This window comes from Pseudoalteromonas sp. C8 (assembly GCF_011378685.1).
GTDB classification, from domain to species: Bacteria; Pseudomonadota; Gammaproteobacteria; order Enterobacterales; family Alteromonadaceae; genus Pseudoalteromonas; species Pseudoalteromonas arctica.
This window is the reverse complement of sequence record NZ_WTKT01000004.1, coordinates 1-13,850: the sequence shown is the minus strand read 5'-3', so window position 1 is coordinate 13,850 and position 13,850 is coordinate 1. Positions and strand designations below refer to the sequence as shown.

At 42.5% G+C, this 13,850-nt stretch carries 12 protein-coding genes and 1 pseudogene; 8 read left to right on the top strand and 5 right to left on the bottom strand.

The window, feature by feature from the left end:
• Nucleotides 1–4 precede the first annotated feature (4 nt).
• From GQR39_RS05230 to GQR39_RS05215, 4 genes are read right to left on the bottom strand one after another with little or no spacing between them, the layout of a single operon-like run.
• Nucleotides 5–775, bottom strand: coding sequence for an enoyl-CoA hydratase/isomerase family protein (locus tag GQR39_RS05230; RefSeq protein ID WP_149605559.1), 771 nt, complete (start codon nucleotides 773–775; stop codon nucleotides 5–7).
• Nucleotides 776–787: 12 nt separating this feature from the next.
• Entirely contained in the window at nucleotides 788–2,395 is a 1,608-nt protein-coding gene (locus tag GQR39_RS05225) for a carboxyl transferase domain-containing protein (RefSeq protein ID WP_165734992.1), read from the bottom strand.
• Nucleotides 2,396–2,405: 10 nt separating this feature from the next.
• Nucleotides 2,406–3,581, bottom strand: a complete 1,176-nt coding sequence (locus GQR39_RS05220) for an isovaleryl-CoA dehydrogenase (protein WP_033012679.1) — start codon at nucleotides 3,579–3,581, stop codon at nucleotides 2,406–2,408.
• Between the two features lie 56 nt (nucleotides 3,582–3,637).
• Nucleotides 3,638–4,072, bottom strand: coding sequence for a MerR family DNA-binding transcriptional regulator (locus GQR39_RS05215; RefSeq protein WP_008135264.1), 435 nt, complete (start codon nucleotides 4,070–4,072; stop codon nucleotides 3,638–3,640).
• Nucleotides 4,073–4,402: 330 nt separating this feature from the next.
• Between GQR39_RS05215 and GQR39_RS05210 the strand changes: the two genes are divergently transcribed.
• The 7 genes from GQR39_RS05210 to GQR39_RS05180 all read left to right on the top strand — a co-directional run bounded on the left by GQR39_RS05210 (nucleotide 4,403) and on the right by GQR39_RS05180 (nucleotide 12,170).
• Entirely contained in the window at nucleotides 4,403–5,584 is a 1,182-nt protein-coding gene (locus GQR39_RS05210) for an acetyl-CoA C-acyltransferase (RefSeq protein WP_024590172.1), read from the top strand.
• Nucleotides 5,585–5,709: 125 nt separating this feature from the next.
• Nucleotides 5,710–7,200 (top strand): CoA-acylating methylmalonate-semialdehyde dehydrogenase, encoded by a 1,491-nt coding sequence (locus GQR39_RS05205; RefSeq protein WP_165721568.1) that lies wholly within the window; start codon nucleotides 5,710–5,712, stop codon nucleotides 7,198–7,200.
• A gap of 169 nt (nucleotides 7,201–7,369) precedes the next feature.
• Nucleotides 7,370–8,527: an acyl-CoA dehydrogenase family protein gene (locus GQR39_RS05200; protein WP_165734991.1), complete on the top strand. Its 1,158-nt coding sequence runs from the start codon at nucleotides 7,370–7,372 to the stop codon at nucleotides 8,525–8,527.
• Nucleotides 8,528–8,537: 10 nt separating this feature from the next.
• Complete coding sequence (locus GQR39_RS05195) at nucleotides 8,538–9,329, top strand: enoyl-CoA hydratase (protein WP_165734990.1); 792 nt, start codon at nucleotides 8,538–8,540, stop codon at nucleotides 9,327–9,329.
• Nucleotides 9,329–10,480, top strand: a complete 1,152-nt coding sequence (locus tag GQR39_RS05190; RefSeq protein WP_165734989.1) for an enoyl-CoA hydratase/isomerase family protein — start codon at nucleotides 9,329–9,331, stop codon at nucleotides 10,478–10,480. Before GQR39_RS05195 ends, GQR39_RS05190 begins: the two co-directional genes overlap by 1 nt.
• Nucleotides 10,481–10,490: 10 nt before the next feature.
• Nucleotides 10,491–11,390, top strand: a complete 900-nt coding sequence (gene mmsB, locus GQR39_RS05185) for a 3-hydroxyisobutyrate dehydrogenase (protein ID WP_165734988.1) — start codon at nucleotides 10,491–10,493, stop codon at nucleotides 11,388–11,390.
• A gap of 9 nt (nucleotides 11,391–11,399) precedes the next feature.
• Nucleotides 11,400–12,170: an SDR family oxidoreductase gene (locus GQR39_RS05180; RefSeq protein ID WP_165734987.1), complete on the top strand. Its 771-nt coding sequence runs from the start codon at nucleotides 11,400–11,402 to the stop codon at nucleotides 12,168–12,170.
• 126 nt (nucleotides 12,171–12,296) lie between these two features.
• Here the strand turns inward: GQR39_RS05180 and GQR39_RS20445 are convergent.
• A pseudogene (locus GQR39_RS20445) lies at nucleotides 12,297–12,601 on the bottom strand (phage integrase N-terminal SAM-like domain-containing protein); the annotation flags it as partial.
• 250 nt (nucleotides 12,602–12,851) lie between these two features.
• Here GQR39_RS20445 and GQR39_RS05170 point away from each other — a divergent pair.
• Nucleotides 12,852–13,733, top strand: coding sequence for a restriction endonuclease (locus GQR39_RS05170; protein ID WP_165734986.1), 882 nt, complete (start codon nucleotides 12,852–12,854; stop codon nucleotides 13,731–13,733).
• The last annotated feature ends 117 nt before the right edge of the window (nucleotides 13,734–13,850 follow it).

Genomic DNA, 13,850 nt, shown 5'->3' with positions numbered 1-13,850 from the left:
AATCCTACAGTTGCCATTGTGGTGGGCGTTTATCAAAAAAAGCACTTAGCCCTTCTTGACCTTCTTCAGATACGCGAATTTTTGCAATACGCTCTGCGGTAAGCTCAATGAGTTCATCGGTTATTGGTTTATTTGCTACATCGTTAATTAATGCTTTTGCGGCTTTTACTGCAACAGGTCCGTTATCAATCAGTGTTTGCAGCATATTATCGAGTGCACAGTCTAAATTACCGGTTACTTGATGAATTAAACCAAGTTGCTTAGCAGTATGTGCATCAAACACTTCAGCCGTTAAAAAGTATCTGCGAGCAGCGCGTTCACCAATCGCTTTAATGACATACGGGCTAATAACAGCCGGAATAAGACCCAGCTTTACTTCGCTTAAACAAAATTGCGCATCGTCTTTACTAAGGGCTATGTCGCAACAAGCTATTAAACCCAGAGCACCACCAAAAGCAGCACCTTGCACAGCACAAATTGTAGGGTGTGGCGAGCTTGCTAATACCTGCATTAATTTAGCTAATTGCATTGAATCAGCTAGGTTATCGGCGTAGTTGTTATCAGCCATCGACTTCATCCAGGCTAAATCGGCGCCAGCTGAAAAGTGTTTACCCTCTGTTTTTAAAACCAAAGCGCGAATATCAAGCGTATTTGCATGTTCAATACACTGAATCAGCTCGTGTATTACTTCACTGTTAAATGCGTTTCTTTTTTCTGGGCGGCTTAACACAAGTACAGCCACATTAGATTTTGTTATTTGTAGTGTTACTGACATTTTGCGCTCCGGTTACATTCTAAATACGCCAAATTTCGAATCACGTTTTGGTGCGTTATTCGCAGCCGTTAACGCAAGCCCTAATACATAACGCGTATCGGCAGGGTCTATAATGCCGTCGTCCCACAAGCGTGCGCTTGCGTAATACGGATGACCTTGCTCTTCGTACTGATCAATAATTGGCTTTTTAAAGTCACTAATTTCTTGCTCGCTCATGCTTTGGCCTTTGCGTGCTAAACCATCTTGTTTAACTTGCGCCATTACACCCGCTGCTTGCTCGCCGCCCATAACCGAAATACGGGCATTAGGCCACATCCACATCATGGTTGGTTCAAATGCACGGCCACACATTCCGTAGTTACCTGCGCCGTAAGAGCCGCCAATAAGTACTGTAAATTTAGGCACATCAGCACACGAAACCGCCATCACCATTTTAGCGCCGTGCTTTGCAATGCCTTCGGCTTCGTATTTTTTACCCACCATAAAGCCGGTAATATTTTGTAAAAACACTAAAGGAATATTGCGCTGAGCACACAGCTGAATAAAGTGCGCGCCTTTTTGCGCCGACTCACTAAATAAAATACCGTTATTAGCCACTATGCCAACGGGGTTGCCATAAATGCTGGCAAAACCTGTGACTAACGTTTCACCAAAGTAGCGTTTAAATTCATCAAATGATGAGTCATCTACAGTGCGCGCTATTACTTCGCGTACATCAAATGGCTTTTTAAGGTCGGTGCCCACAATGCCGTAAAGCTCGTTAATGTCGTAACGTGGTGGCTTTACATCCTCTAGAAGAGGGGCTGTAGGGCGTGTGTAATTAATGCGCTCAATACATTGGCGCGCAATAGACAGCGCATGAGCATCGTTTTCAGCGTAGTGATCGGCAACACCCGACACTTTACAGTGCACATCGGCGCCGCCTAGTTCTTCAGCGGTTACTTCTTCGCCCGTTGCTGCTTTTACAAGGGGCGGACCTGCTAAAAATATAGTGCCTTGATCTTTTACAATAATGCTTTCGTCTGCCATAGCAGGTACGTACGCACCGCCTGCGGTACATAATCCCATTACCACGGCAATTTGTGGAATACCTTTACCCGACATACGGGCTTGATTGTAAAAAATACGACCAAAATGCAACTTGTCCGGAAATACATCGTCTTGCTCAGGCAGGTTAGCACCGCCCGAATCAACAAGATAAATACACGGTAAGTGGCAGCGCTCTGCAATGTCTTGTGCGCGTAAATGCTTTTTAACAGTAAGCGGAAAATACGTACCGCCTTTAACCGTGGCATCGTTAGCAATAATCATGCATTCAATGCCTTTTACACGCCCAATACCGGCTACAACACCAGCGCACGGTATTGCTTGCTCGTACACACCAAAGGCAGCAAATTGTGAAATTTCTAAAAACGGTGAGCCTTCGTCAATTAACGTACTTATACGGTCGCGTACAAATAATTTACCACGGCCTTCGTGGCGCTCCTTTAATGCAGCGCCTCCGCCTTGGCTAATTGTTGCTACTTTATTGCGTAAATCATCCACCAGCGCCGACATGTTTTTATGGTTTTGAACAAACGTTGGATCGTGAGGATTAACGCTCGATTTTAAAATCGTCATGGTTTAATCCTTAACGGCTTTCAGTGAAAAGTTCGCGGCCAATAAGCATGCGGCGTATTTCTGATGTACCTGCACCAATTTCGTATAATTTAGCATCACGAAGCAGGCGGCCTGTTGCGTATTCGTTTATGTAGCCATTTCCGCCTAAAATTTGAATCGCATCAAGCGCCATCTTAGTCGCAAGCTCTGCGGCATATAAAATGGCACCGGCAGCATCTTTACGGGTTGTTTCACCACGGTCACAAGAGCGAGCTACCGTATACACATATGAGCGCGCAGCATTCATTTGTGTATACATGTCGGCTACTTTGCCCTGAATTAACTGAAATTGGCCAATAGGGGTGTCAAACTGTTTACGCTCGTGAATGTACGGTACCACTATATCCATACATGCTTGCATTATGCCAAGCGGGCCTGCTGCAAGTACTACGCGTTCGTAATCAAGGCCACTCATAAGTACTTTAACGCCTTCGTTTAAGTTACCTAAAATGTTTTCCTCGGGTACTTCACAGTTTTCAAATACTAGCTCACAGGTGTTTGAGCCGCGCATGCCCAGTTTGTCGAGCTTTTGCGCCGTAGAAAAACCAGGAAAGTTGCTCTCTACAATAAACGCGGTAATGCCTTTAGCACCGGCGTTTAAATCTGTTTTAGCGTAAATTACTAGTGTGTGTGCATCGGGGCCATTGGTGATCCACATTTTGTTGCCATTTAAAATGTACTTATTGCCTTTTTTTTCGGCTTTAAGTTTCATTGATACAACGTCAGAGCCCGCATTAGGCTCGCTCATTGCAAGAGCACCAATGTGCTCGCCACTAATAAGCTTTGGTAAGTATTTTTCTTTTTGAGCTTGTGTGCCGTTACGGTTAATTTGATTAACACACAGGTTAGAATGTGCTCCATAGCTTAAACCTATAGAGGCACTGGCACGGCTAATTTCTTCCATAGCAATAACATGTTCTAAGTAACCTAAACCGGCGCCGCCAAGTTCTTCAGATACGGTCATACCCAGTACGCCCATTTCGCCCATTTGAGCCCAAAGTTGATTTGGGAAAGCGTTATCTAAATCAGTTTTTTCAGCAAGCGGGGCAATCTCCTGACTCGCAAAGCTGTTTACGTGGTCGCGGATCATATCGGCGGTTTCGCCAAGGCCAAAGTTCATTTCTTTATATAGTGAAATAGTGCTCATGATTCATTCCTGTGTGACGTGTGTGTTGTCAGTGTGTTTTTATTTTAAAAATAAACTTACTCGTCTATTTTATTAAGCGTGTCTCTGCAGCGGCGCTCGGCCGTCACCAACTCCATAAGAACAACTTTAATGTCGTCCATTTGTTGAGATAGGTCTGCTTTTTTTTCTGAAATAAGGTCAAGCATGGTAACCAACTGCTTAGCGCTTGATTTATCTGCGTCGTACAGTTCAAACAAACGACCGGTTTCGGCCAATGTAAAGCCAAGGCGCTTACCGCGTAGTATTAGTTTTAAACGCACTTTGTCGCGTTTTGAATAAATACGGGTTTGCCCATTACGTTCTGGGGTTATTAACCCTTGATCTTCGTAAAAGCGAATAGAGCGGGTTGTAATGTCAAATTCTTTAGCGAGTTCGCTAATGCTAAATGTTTGTTCATTACTAGCCGGCATTTTGGCTGAGCTTGCAAAGTTTGTTTGATTATCTGGTTTCATAATTGTATTTACCTCATTCGAATAACCCCAATATAAGTGAAGTTTACGTAAAGGTAAAGCTTGGTGTGTTTTGAAACTATTTATAAAGGAATGTTGGCGTGAGATATTAAGTAATGTTATTGATTTTCAGTGGGTTGATTTTATTTCCTCAGCGAGGCCTGACAGCTGGAAAATAATCCTTACACTTATAAAACTAAAAATTAAGCTGTTTTTAGTTGACGTTGGCGTAAACGTTAGTATTGTGTGTAGGTATTAAATAATAAATGAATACTAAATTAATAGAGCAAATATACTAACAATTATTTGCATTAAATTACAACGGAGTTAGTTATGACTTTAGAATCAGTGGTAATTGTAGCAGCAAAACGCACCCCAATGGGTGGTTTTATGGGAGCGTTAAGTGATGCGCAGTCTACCGAGCTTGGCGCTACCGCCATTGCCAGTGCACTTGCACAAACTGGTTTAGCTAATGATGCAATAGATGAAGTAATTATGGGCTGTGTATTACCAGCAGGGCTTGGGCAAGCGCCCGCACGCCAAGCAATGTTAAAAGCAGGCCTTGCACTTAGCACTGGCGCTACAACAATTAACAAAGTATGTGGCTCTGGTTTAAAAGCCGCCATGCTTGCAAACGATTTAATTAAAGCAGGCTCTATCCAATCTGCCATTGCCGGTGGCATGGAAAGCATGACAAACGCACCGTACTTTATTCCAAAAGCACGTGGCGGTATGCGAATGGGTCACGGCGAAATAAAAGATCACATGATGAGCGACGGCCTTGAAGATGCTTACGACAACAAAGCAATGGGTTGTTTTGCACAAGACACCGCCGACGAGTACGGCATTGGTCGTGAGCAAATGGATGCGTTTGCATTAGGCTCATTAAGTAAAGCAAAAGCAGCAATACAAAATGGCAGTTTTGATAACGAAGTTGCCCCGCATACGATGCAAACACGCAAAGGCGATGTAACAGTTTCGATTGACGAGCAACCAGGTAACGCCCGCCCAGAAAAAATTCCAAGTCTGCGTGCAGCCTTTAAAAAAGACGGCACCATTACAGCCGCTAATTCATCGTCAATTTCAGACGGTGGCGCGGCGCTTATATTAATGAGCGAATCAAAAGCAAAAGAGCAAGGCTTAACACCGCTTTGTAAAATTGTAGCGCACAGCACGCATTCTCAAAAACCAAGTGAATTTACAGTAGCGCCAGTAGGTGCAATAAGCAGCGTGCTTGAAAAAGCGGGTTGGGCTGTAAACGATGTTGACCTTTGGGAAATTAACGAAGCATTTGCCATGGTAACCATGCTGGCTATTAACGAGTTAAAACTTGATGAAAGCAAAGTAAACGTGAATGGCGGTGCATGTGCACTTGGCCACCCAATTGGTGCAAGCGGCGCGCGTATTTTAGTAACGCTTATTCATGCCCTTAAAAACCGAGGCCTTAAAAAAGGCATTGCGTCTTTATGTATTGGTGGCGGTGAAGCGGTTGCTATGGCCGTAGAAGCGTATTAACTAGGTATTAAGCAGTTATAAGAAAGCTATACGAATAACTATAAAAGCGCTGCACTAATAATACTAACAAAGCGGCGCTACCAATTTTAAAAGAGAACACACAACTCACACACTAGGATTTAATCATGCACCAAGTACCACTACTTATTAATGGCGAATTTATTCAATCAGCATCAAAAGAGCTTATCGATGTTATAAACCCAGCAACTCAAGAAGTACTTGCACAAGTGCCATGCACCACCGAGTCAGAAATGGACGCGGCAATTGCCTCAGCCTCTGAGACGTTTAAAACATGGAAAGACGTACCCATTACTGAACGTGCTCGCATTATGATGAAGTACGCGGCGCTATTAAAAGAACATCACGATGAGCTTGCTACCATTATTTGCCACGAATTGGGTAAAACATTTGAAGATGCAAAAGGCGATGTTTGGCGTGGTATTGAAGTAGTAGAACAAGCCGCTAACGCGCCATCATTAATGATGGGTGAAACAATGGAAAACGTAGCGCGTAAAATCGATACGTATTCTTACATGCAGCCACTTGGCGTATGTGCGGGCGTTACCCCGTTTAACTTCCCTGCAATGATCCCACTTTGGATGTTCCCGCTGGCTATTGTGTGTGGTAACACCTTTATTTTAAAACCATCTGAGCAAGATCCACTTACACCAATGCGCTTAGCTGAGCTATTTATTGAAGCCGGTGCACCAAAAGGCGTATTACAAGTTGTTCACGGTACAAAACCACAAGTAGACCGCTTACTAGAAGATAAAGCAGTGCGCGCTATTTCGTTTGTTGGCTCGTGTGGTGTAGGTGCTTATATTTATTCTAAAGGCACACAAAATCTTAAACGCGTGCAAGCGTGTGTTGGCGCTAAAAACCACATGGTTATTATGCCAGATGCAAGTAAATCGCATGTCGTAAACAACCTAGTAGGCGCATCGGTAGGTGCTGCTGGTCAACGTTGTATGGGTATTTCGGTTGCTGTATTTGTAGGTCAAGCAAGTCAGTGGGTAGATGAAATTAAAGCAGGCTTTGAAAATGTACGCCCAGGCGTGTGGGATGATGCAAACGCGGCATACGGACCACAAACATCAAAAGCAGCAAAATCGCGTATTTTATCGCTTATTGCTGGTGGTAAAGAGCAAGGCGCTACCTGTTTAATTGATGGTTCTAACTTTACGGTTGAAGGCTTTGAGCAAGGTAACTGGGTTGGCCCAACGTTATTTACTGACGTAACCAAAGAGATGGATTTATACAAAGAAGAAATATTTGGCCCAGTACTAGCGTGTATGTTTGTAGACACGCTTGATGAAGCAATCGCACTTATTAACGACAGCCCTTACGGTAACGGTACCTCGTTATTTACCTCAAGCGGCGCAGTAGCTCGTAAATTCCAACACGAAATTGAAGTAGGGCAAGTAGGTATTAATGTACCAATTCCGGTGCCACTTCCGTTCTTTTCGTTCACTGGTTGGAAAGGCTCGTTTTACGGCGATACGCACACGTACGGTAAGCAAGGTATTCGTTTTTACACAGAAACTAAAACGATTACCTCACGTTGGTTTGAAGATGATATTGCTTCGGGTCCAAACATGAGCATTAACTTAAAATAATTTTTATTAAAACGAATAACTAAATAACTAATAATAAAGATGGGCGCGAAGGCTACTTCACACACAACACACATAAGTCTTCGCTGCTCGTCACTAACTATCCCTTTAATGGGAAAGCGACACGCAACAAACACACAACAACAAACACACAACTAAAGAGGTCTCTACCATGGACTTTAATTTATCAGAAGATCAACAAGCCTTTGCGCAAACAGCACGACAATTTGCCGAGTCAGAACTCGCACCTTATGCAGCAAAGTGGGACCGCGAACATATTTTTCCTAAAGACAAGATTAAAGCAGCAGGCGAGCTTGGTTTTTGCGGTTTATACACGCCAGAGGAAGCCGGCGGCCTTGGTTTATCTCGTTTAGATTCGAGCATTATTTTTGAACAGCTTGCTATGGGCTGTACAGCAACCACGGCCATGTTGACCATTCATAATATGGCCACGTGGATGGTAGCAAGTTTTGGTACCGATGCAGTTAAAGACCAATACGTAGAGCAATTAGTAATGGGCGAGCTACTTGCCTCTTATTGTTTAACAGAGCCAGGTTCGGGTTCAGATGCCGCATCACTTAAAACAAAAGCTGTGCTTGAGGGCGATGAGTACGTTATTAACGGCTCAAAAATGTTTATATCGGGCGCTGGCGAAACCGAAGTATTAGTTGTAATGGCACGTACAGGCGGCGAAGGCGCTGCGGGTATTTCGGCATTTGTAGTGCCTGCCGACGCAAAAGGCGTGGAATACGGCAAAGCCGAAGAAAAAATGGGTTGGAATGCACAACCTACACGCCTAATTAGCTTTGAAGATGTACGCATTCCTGCGCATAACTTATTAGGGGCTGAGGGCGAAGGCTTTAAATTTGCGATGCAAGGCCTTGATGGCGGTCGAATTAACATTGCCACATGTTCAATTGGTACAGCGCAAGCGGCGCTTAATACCGCCCGTGAATATTTAAAAGAACGCACGCAATTTGGTAAACCATTGGCTGCGTTTCAAGCGTTGCAATTTAAAATTGCCGATATGAACACCGAGCTTGTAGCTGCGCGCCAAATGGTTAGGCTTGCTGCATTTAAACTTGATAATAACGACGTTGAAAAAACCACTTACTGCGCCATGGCTAAACGCTTTGCTACCGATGTTGGCTTTACCGTGTGTAACGACGCACTGCAAATTCATGGTGGTTACGGTTACATAAAAGAATACCCGCTTGAGCGCCATGTACGTGATGTACGCGTTCATCAAATTTTAGAAGGCACTAACGAAATCATGCGTGTAATTATTGCGCGCCGTATTTTAGCTGAGTCAGCAAGCGACGTTTTATAAGGAGCAATTTATGTCAGAATCTAAATCTAATCCGAGTATTGAACTAACAACCGAAGGTCATGTTGCTATTTTAACGATGTCTAACCCGCCAGCAAACACCTGGACAAAAGACACCTTAGTTGATTTAAAAAATACCGTTAACGCGCTTAATAACAATAAAAATATTTATGCATTAGTACTGACGGGTGAAGGCGAGAAGTTTTTTAGCGCGGGTGCCGACCTAAACGTATTTGCTAGTGGCGATAAAGGCGTAGCCGCCGATATGTCGCGTGTATTTGGTGAAGTATTTGAAGCGCTTACTAATTTTAGAGGCGTGTCGGTTGCAGCCATTAATGGTTATGCAATGGGCGGCGGGCTAGAGGTGGCGCTTGCGTGCGATATACGTATTGCGGAAGAGCAAGCACAAATGGCGCTCCCTGAAGCTAAAGTAGGGTTATTACCCTGTGCGGGTGGTACACAAAATTTAGCATGGCTTGTAGGCGAAGGCTGGGCAAAGCGCATGATTTTATGCGGCGAGCGCTTAAAAGCCGATAAAGCCCTGCAAATTGGCTTAGTAGAAGAAGTAGTTCCACAAGGCGAAAGCTTTGCAGCTGCATTAAAACTAGCTAACCAAGTGGTCGATCAAAGTCCAAGCTCAGTAGCAGCGTGTAAAATATTGATTCAAAAAGGGCGTCATCAACCAATGGCAAGTGTATTGCCTCTTGAACGTGAATTATTTGTTGGTTTATTTGATACCGAAGATCAACAAGAAGGCGTAAATGCCTTTTTAGAAAAACGCCGCGCTAATTGGGTAAACGGCTAATGAGTGCTTTAACATTATTAAATAACGCCGATGAGCCCGTGGTATTTGAAACCGCAGCCGCAGAAAACGGCAGTTTAATAGGGCTTATTACACTCAATGCGCCAAAAGCGTTAAATGCACTTAATTTTGAGATGATCAAATTACTTGAGCCGCAATTGCGAGCTTGGCAAGACGATGATGCTATTGCGATGGTCTTGTTAAAAGGCGCAGGCGATAAAGCATTTTGCGCCGGTGGCGATGTTGTAAGCCTTCATCATGCAATGGCGCAAGGTAAACCAACAAGCTTAGTTGAAGAGTTTTTTACACTTGAGTACAAGCTTGATTACCTTATTCATACCTTTGATAAACCAATCCTCGTTTGGGGTAACGGCATAGTGATGGGCGGCGGTTTAGGGCTAATGGCCGGTGCTAGCCACCGCGTTGTAACTGAAACATCACGCATTGCCATGCCAGAGCAAACCATAGGTTTATACCCTGATGTAGGCGGCAGTTACTTTTTACATAAAATGCCACAAAGTGTTGGATTATTTTTAGGGTTAACGTCGGCATCAATTAACTGCGACGACGCGCGTTTTGTATTACTTGCCGATCACTTCATCGACAGCACTAAATATGATTCCATGCTTGCGCAAATTTTAGCAGCTAAATGGGGCAAAACCGCAAGCTTAAATCATGAGCGTTTAACTAAGTTATTAACCGATTTAGACAACCAATCTGCGCGTATGCCAAAAGGCAATGTAAAAGCTAACCTAAAAACGATTCAAAAGCTGGGTGAGTTTAAAACCTTACAGGAGCAGGTTAATTATATTTTAGGGCTAACCACTGATGATAAGTGGCTACAGCGCGCTCAAAAATCACTTAAACACGGATGCCCACTAAGTTGTGCACTCGTTAGTGAGCAATTAAAAACAAGTAAAGGCAAAAGCTTATTAGCGTGTTTTAAAATGGAGCTGGGTATGTCGGTTCGCGCTGGCGAAGTAGGTGAATTTCAAGAAGGTGTAAGAGCGCTATTAATAGATAAAGACGGCGCACCTAATTGGCAATACAAAACACTTAGTGATGTACCACAAACAATAATAGATAGCTTTTTTGCTAACCGCTTTGGCGAAAACCACCCTCTCAATGGCTTAGACACGCCAACACACAAATAAAGGAAAGACGATGACTAAACTAAATATTGGTTTTATCGGCTTAGGTAATATGGGCGGCCCAATGGCGGCTAACTTAATTAAAGCTGGGCATACTGTTAGCGTGTTCGATTTAAACCAGTCGGTTGTAAATGAGCTTGCAAGTAAAGGCGCTAAAGCAGCAGTTGATGCAAAGCAGTGCGTAACCAATGCTGACGTACTTATTAGTATGTTACCTGCGGGCAAACATGTTAAGTCGCTTTACTTAGGTAATAATGACGACAACGGCCTAATTAACGTGCTGAGCAACAATACATTAGTAATTGATTGCTCAACAATAGATGCAGAATCAGCACGTATTGTAGGCAGTACACTTGGTAAACAAGGCATAAGCTTTGTAGACGCACCGGTATCGGGCGGCGTTGCAGGCGCAACCGCAGGCACACTTACCTTTATTGTAGGCGGCGAAAAAGCAGCGTTTGATAAAGCAAATACAGTGCTTAGTGATATGGGTAAAAACATATTTTATGCAGGCGATATTGGCGCAGGGCAAGTTGCCAAAATATGTAACAACATGCTACTTAGCATTTTAATGGCAGGCACCAGCGAAGCACTACAAATGGGCATAAATAACGGCCTCGATCCTAAAGTACTTAGCGACATTATGACCGCAAGTTCTGGCCGTAACTGGACGCTCGAACTTTACAATCCTTGTCCAGGTGTAATGGATACCGCACCGGCTAGCAACGATTACAAACCAGGCTTTATGGTTGATTTAATGGCTAAAGATTTAGGCCTTGCTATGGAAGCCGCGCAGCAAAGTAATTCATCAACCCCTATGGGTTCAATGGCTAAAAATTTATACACCATGCTACAGCACCAAGGTGCGGGTAGTGATGATTTTAGTGCCATTTTTAAACTGTTTTCTAAGTAGGAGCAACGCGTGGAAATTAAAAATAACACGGTAGTAATAACCGGTGGCGCACAAGGTTTAGGCTTTGCAATGGCGCAAAAGTTTGCTCTTATGGGTGCAAACATCGCTTTAATAGATATGGCACAAGACTTATTAAACACCGCATGCGAGCAGTTAACGCAGCTTGAAGGTGTCACAGGCAATATTAAAGGTTATGCCGCAAACGTAACCGCTGAGAGCGAAGTAGAAAACGTATTTAATACCATTAACAGCGATTTTGGCCACATTGGCGTGCTTATAAACAACGCCGGTATTTTGCGAGACGGCATGTTTATAAAGGCTAAAGACGGCAAAGTCGTTAAAAAAATGTCCCTTGAGCAATTTCAATCAGTGATTGATGTAAACCTGACAGGTGTGTTTTTAGCAGGGCGCGAAGCGGCAAGCCACATGATTGAATCAGGCAAAGGCGGCGTAATCGTTAATATGTCGAGCGTAGCGCGCGCAGGCAACATAGGCCAAACAAACTACGCGGCATCAAAAGCAGGCGTAGTAGCACTTACCACCACATGGGCTAAAGAACTTGGCCGCTTTGGTATACGCGTTGGCGCTATTGCACCAGGTGTAATTAGCACCGCCATGACCGACGCCATGAAGCCCGAAGCCAAACAACGTATGCTTGCAGTAACGCCAGTAGGGCGCTTAGGCGAAAGCGACGAAATTGCCCATACCGCACAATACATTATCGAAAACGACTTTTTTACCGGTCGCGTGGTAGAAATAGACGGTGGGATTCGTTTGTAAACCGATCTGGATTAAGGTTTATTTAAAAAGCATGGCGCTTGTGGGCTGTGCTTTTTTGTTTTGAATCGGGGAGTTTATAATCTTGAAAAAGGGCTGATAATGGCATTGGCAATTTGTTGTAAAACTAGTTGCTCGTTTGCTCTTAATAAAACCTAATGAGAGTGGCTTTTTAATCACTTTTTTAAATAAAAAGCTCAACGCATTTAAGGCTTGTGTTTGAGTGTTAGGAGCAACATTTTGTTGGTTGACTAAACGAGTTTAAAAAAGCTAAAAAAAAGTTCGACCTCATTATGTCCCATCGTTGTTGGGTGCCTCATAGAGTTAAATCGAATAAACGAAGCTATCCAGTATAAATACGCTTTAATGGTACTTTTAGCATAACGCTTTAGATACATTTGTTCGGCTACCATAGTTAAAAAAGGTGATTTCATGATATGAATCTCTAGTAAAAGTTAACTGTATATATAGACAGTGCTTGTTGTTTTGTCCAATATTACTGATCTCCACCATTTCGGTGCATTTGTGCATTGATTAAAAATAATTTCCAGTTAACTAATTGTTTACAGGTGTTTATTTGATGGTTAAGATAAATGCACTGTAATATATGGACATTTATCGGTTTATAAAACGACAAATGTCGTAGACAAAATTGTTATACCTACAAGGAGTTGTACTCTAATTATGAGCACTATCGATATATATGATCTTTCTGGAAAAAAGTTTGAAGAATTAGCATTAGATTTCATACAGAGACAAGATGACTTATCGGTAATATACACCCCTGAAAATCAATACCAAGATTTGGGCTACGATTTTAAGTCTTTTGTTAAAGATGATTCTGGTAAACAACATAATGCTGCTGTCGAAGTTAAACATCGTAGAAATCTGAGTAAAAAAGACTTAAAGAGAATTGCTTATAACGCTGAAAGAATTAAGGCTGAATTTGAAGGGTTTATATTAATTACTTCAGCAGTAGTTAATCCTGATGACATTGCTTATTTTATGGATGTACTTAATGATATTGGCTATTCACTTGTAAGGGTTTATCAAAAGGTTAATATTGATCAAGCGTTAGATTTACATAGTTCTTTTATGGCGCAAAAAATATTCAAGTCAAAAGAAAAAGAGAAGAAAAATCTTTTATTTGCATGGCTTTCAATGATCATTACATTTTTAGGTCTTTCTATTTCTATTTATTCATACGTAGCTCCACAGTACGCAAATGATTCAGGGCTGGACTCAAGAATAAAAAACGTTGAAGGCGCATTGCAAAGTATCAAAAGTTTGGAAAAATATTTATCCGATATTAAAAGTGACATGAAACAGACGCACCTAGAATCGAAAATGATACAAACTGAATATGAAAAATCACAAGTATTAAAAGAGATGACTGAAAGCCAAATAAGCGCAGTAAGAGATGCTTTGGGTCAAAATAAAGCACCTTGGTGGTTAAAATTTCTAGATTACATACTTGCTTTTATATTGGGTATAGCTGCATCGGTTGTTGCTAGCAATATCCACGATAGAATAAAACGGAATAGAGAGTTGAACTCTCCCGTATAATGTAGGTATAACAAGCTGTTAAACAAGGACAAAAAACAGTTGGTTTTTGCTCCTTCGTCGCTTATTTTAACCAACTATTTTATTGCCTGTTAACAGGGCGTTGAGGCTGTAGAATTA

Excerpts from the sequence above, each read along its gene's own strand:
- GQR39_RS05195 (WP_165734990.1), top strand. The coding sequence starts at position 8,538 with ATGTCAGAATCTAAATCTAATCCGAGTATTGAACTAACAACCGAAGGT.
- GQR39_RS05225 (WP_165734992.1), bottom strand. The coding sequence starts at position 2,395 with ATGACGATTTTAAAATCGAGCGTTAATCCTCACGATCCAACGTTTGTT.
- GQR39_RS05220 (WP_033012679.1), bottom strand. The coding sequence starts at position 3,581 with ATGAGCACTATTTCACTATATAAAGAAATGAACTTTGGCCTTGGCGAA.
- GQR39_RS05170 (WP_165734986.1), top strand. The coding sequence starts at position 12,852 with ATGAGCACTATCGATATATATGATCTTTCTGGAAAAAAGTTTGAAGAA.
- GQR39_RS05210 (WP_024590172.1), top strand. The coding sequence starts at position 4,403 with ATGACTTTAGAATCAGTGGTAATTGTAGCAGCAAAACGCACCCCAATG.
- GQR39_RS05230 (WP_149605559.1), bottom strand. The coding sequence starts at position 775 with ATGTCAGTAACACTACAAATAACAAAATCTAATGTGGCTGTACTTGTG.
- GQR39_RS05205 (WP_165721568.1), top strand. The coding sequence starts at position 5,710 with ATGCACCAAGTACCACTACTTATTAATGGCGAATTTATTCAATCAGCA.
- mmsB (WP_165734988.1), top strand. The coding sequence starts at position 10,491 with ATGACTAAACTAAATATTGGTTTTATCGGCTTAGGTAATATGGGCGGC.
- GQR39_RS05200 (WP_165734991.1), top strand. The coding sequence starts at position 7,370 with ATGGACTTTAATTTATCAGAAGATCAACAAGCCTTTGCGCAAACAGCA.
- GQR39_RS05190 (WP_165734989.1), top strand. The coding sequence starts at position 9,329 with ATGAGTGCTTTAACATTATTAAATAACGCCGATGAGCCCGTGGTATTT.
- GQR39_RS05215 (WP_008135264.1), bottom strand. The coding sequence starts at position 4,072 with ATGAAACCAGATAATCAAACAAACTTTGCAAGCTCAGCCAAAATGCCG.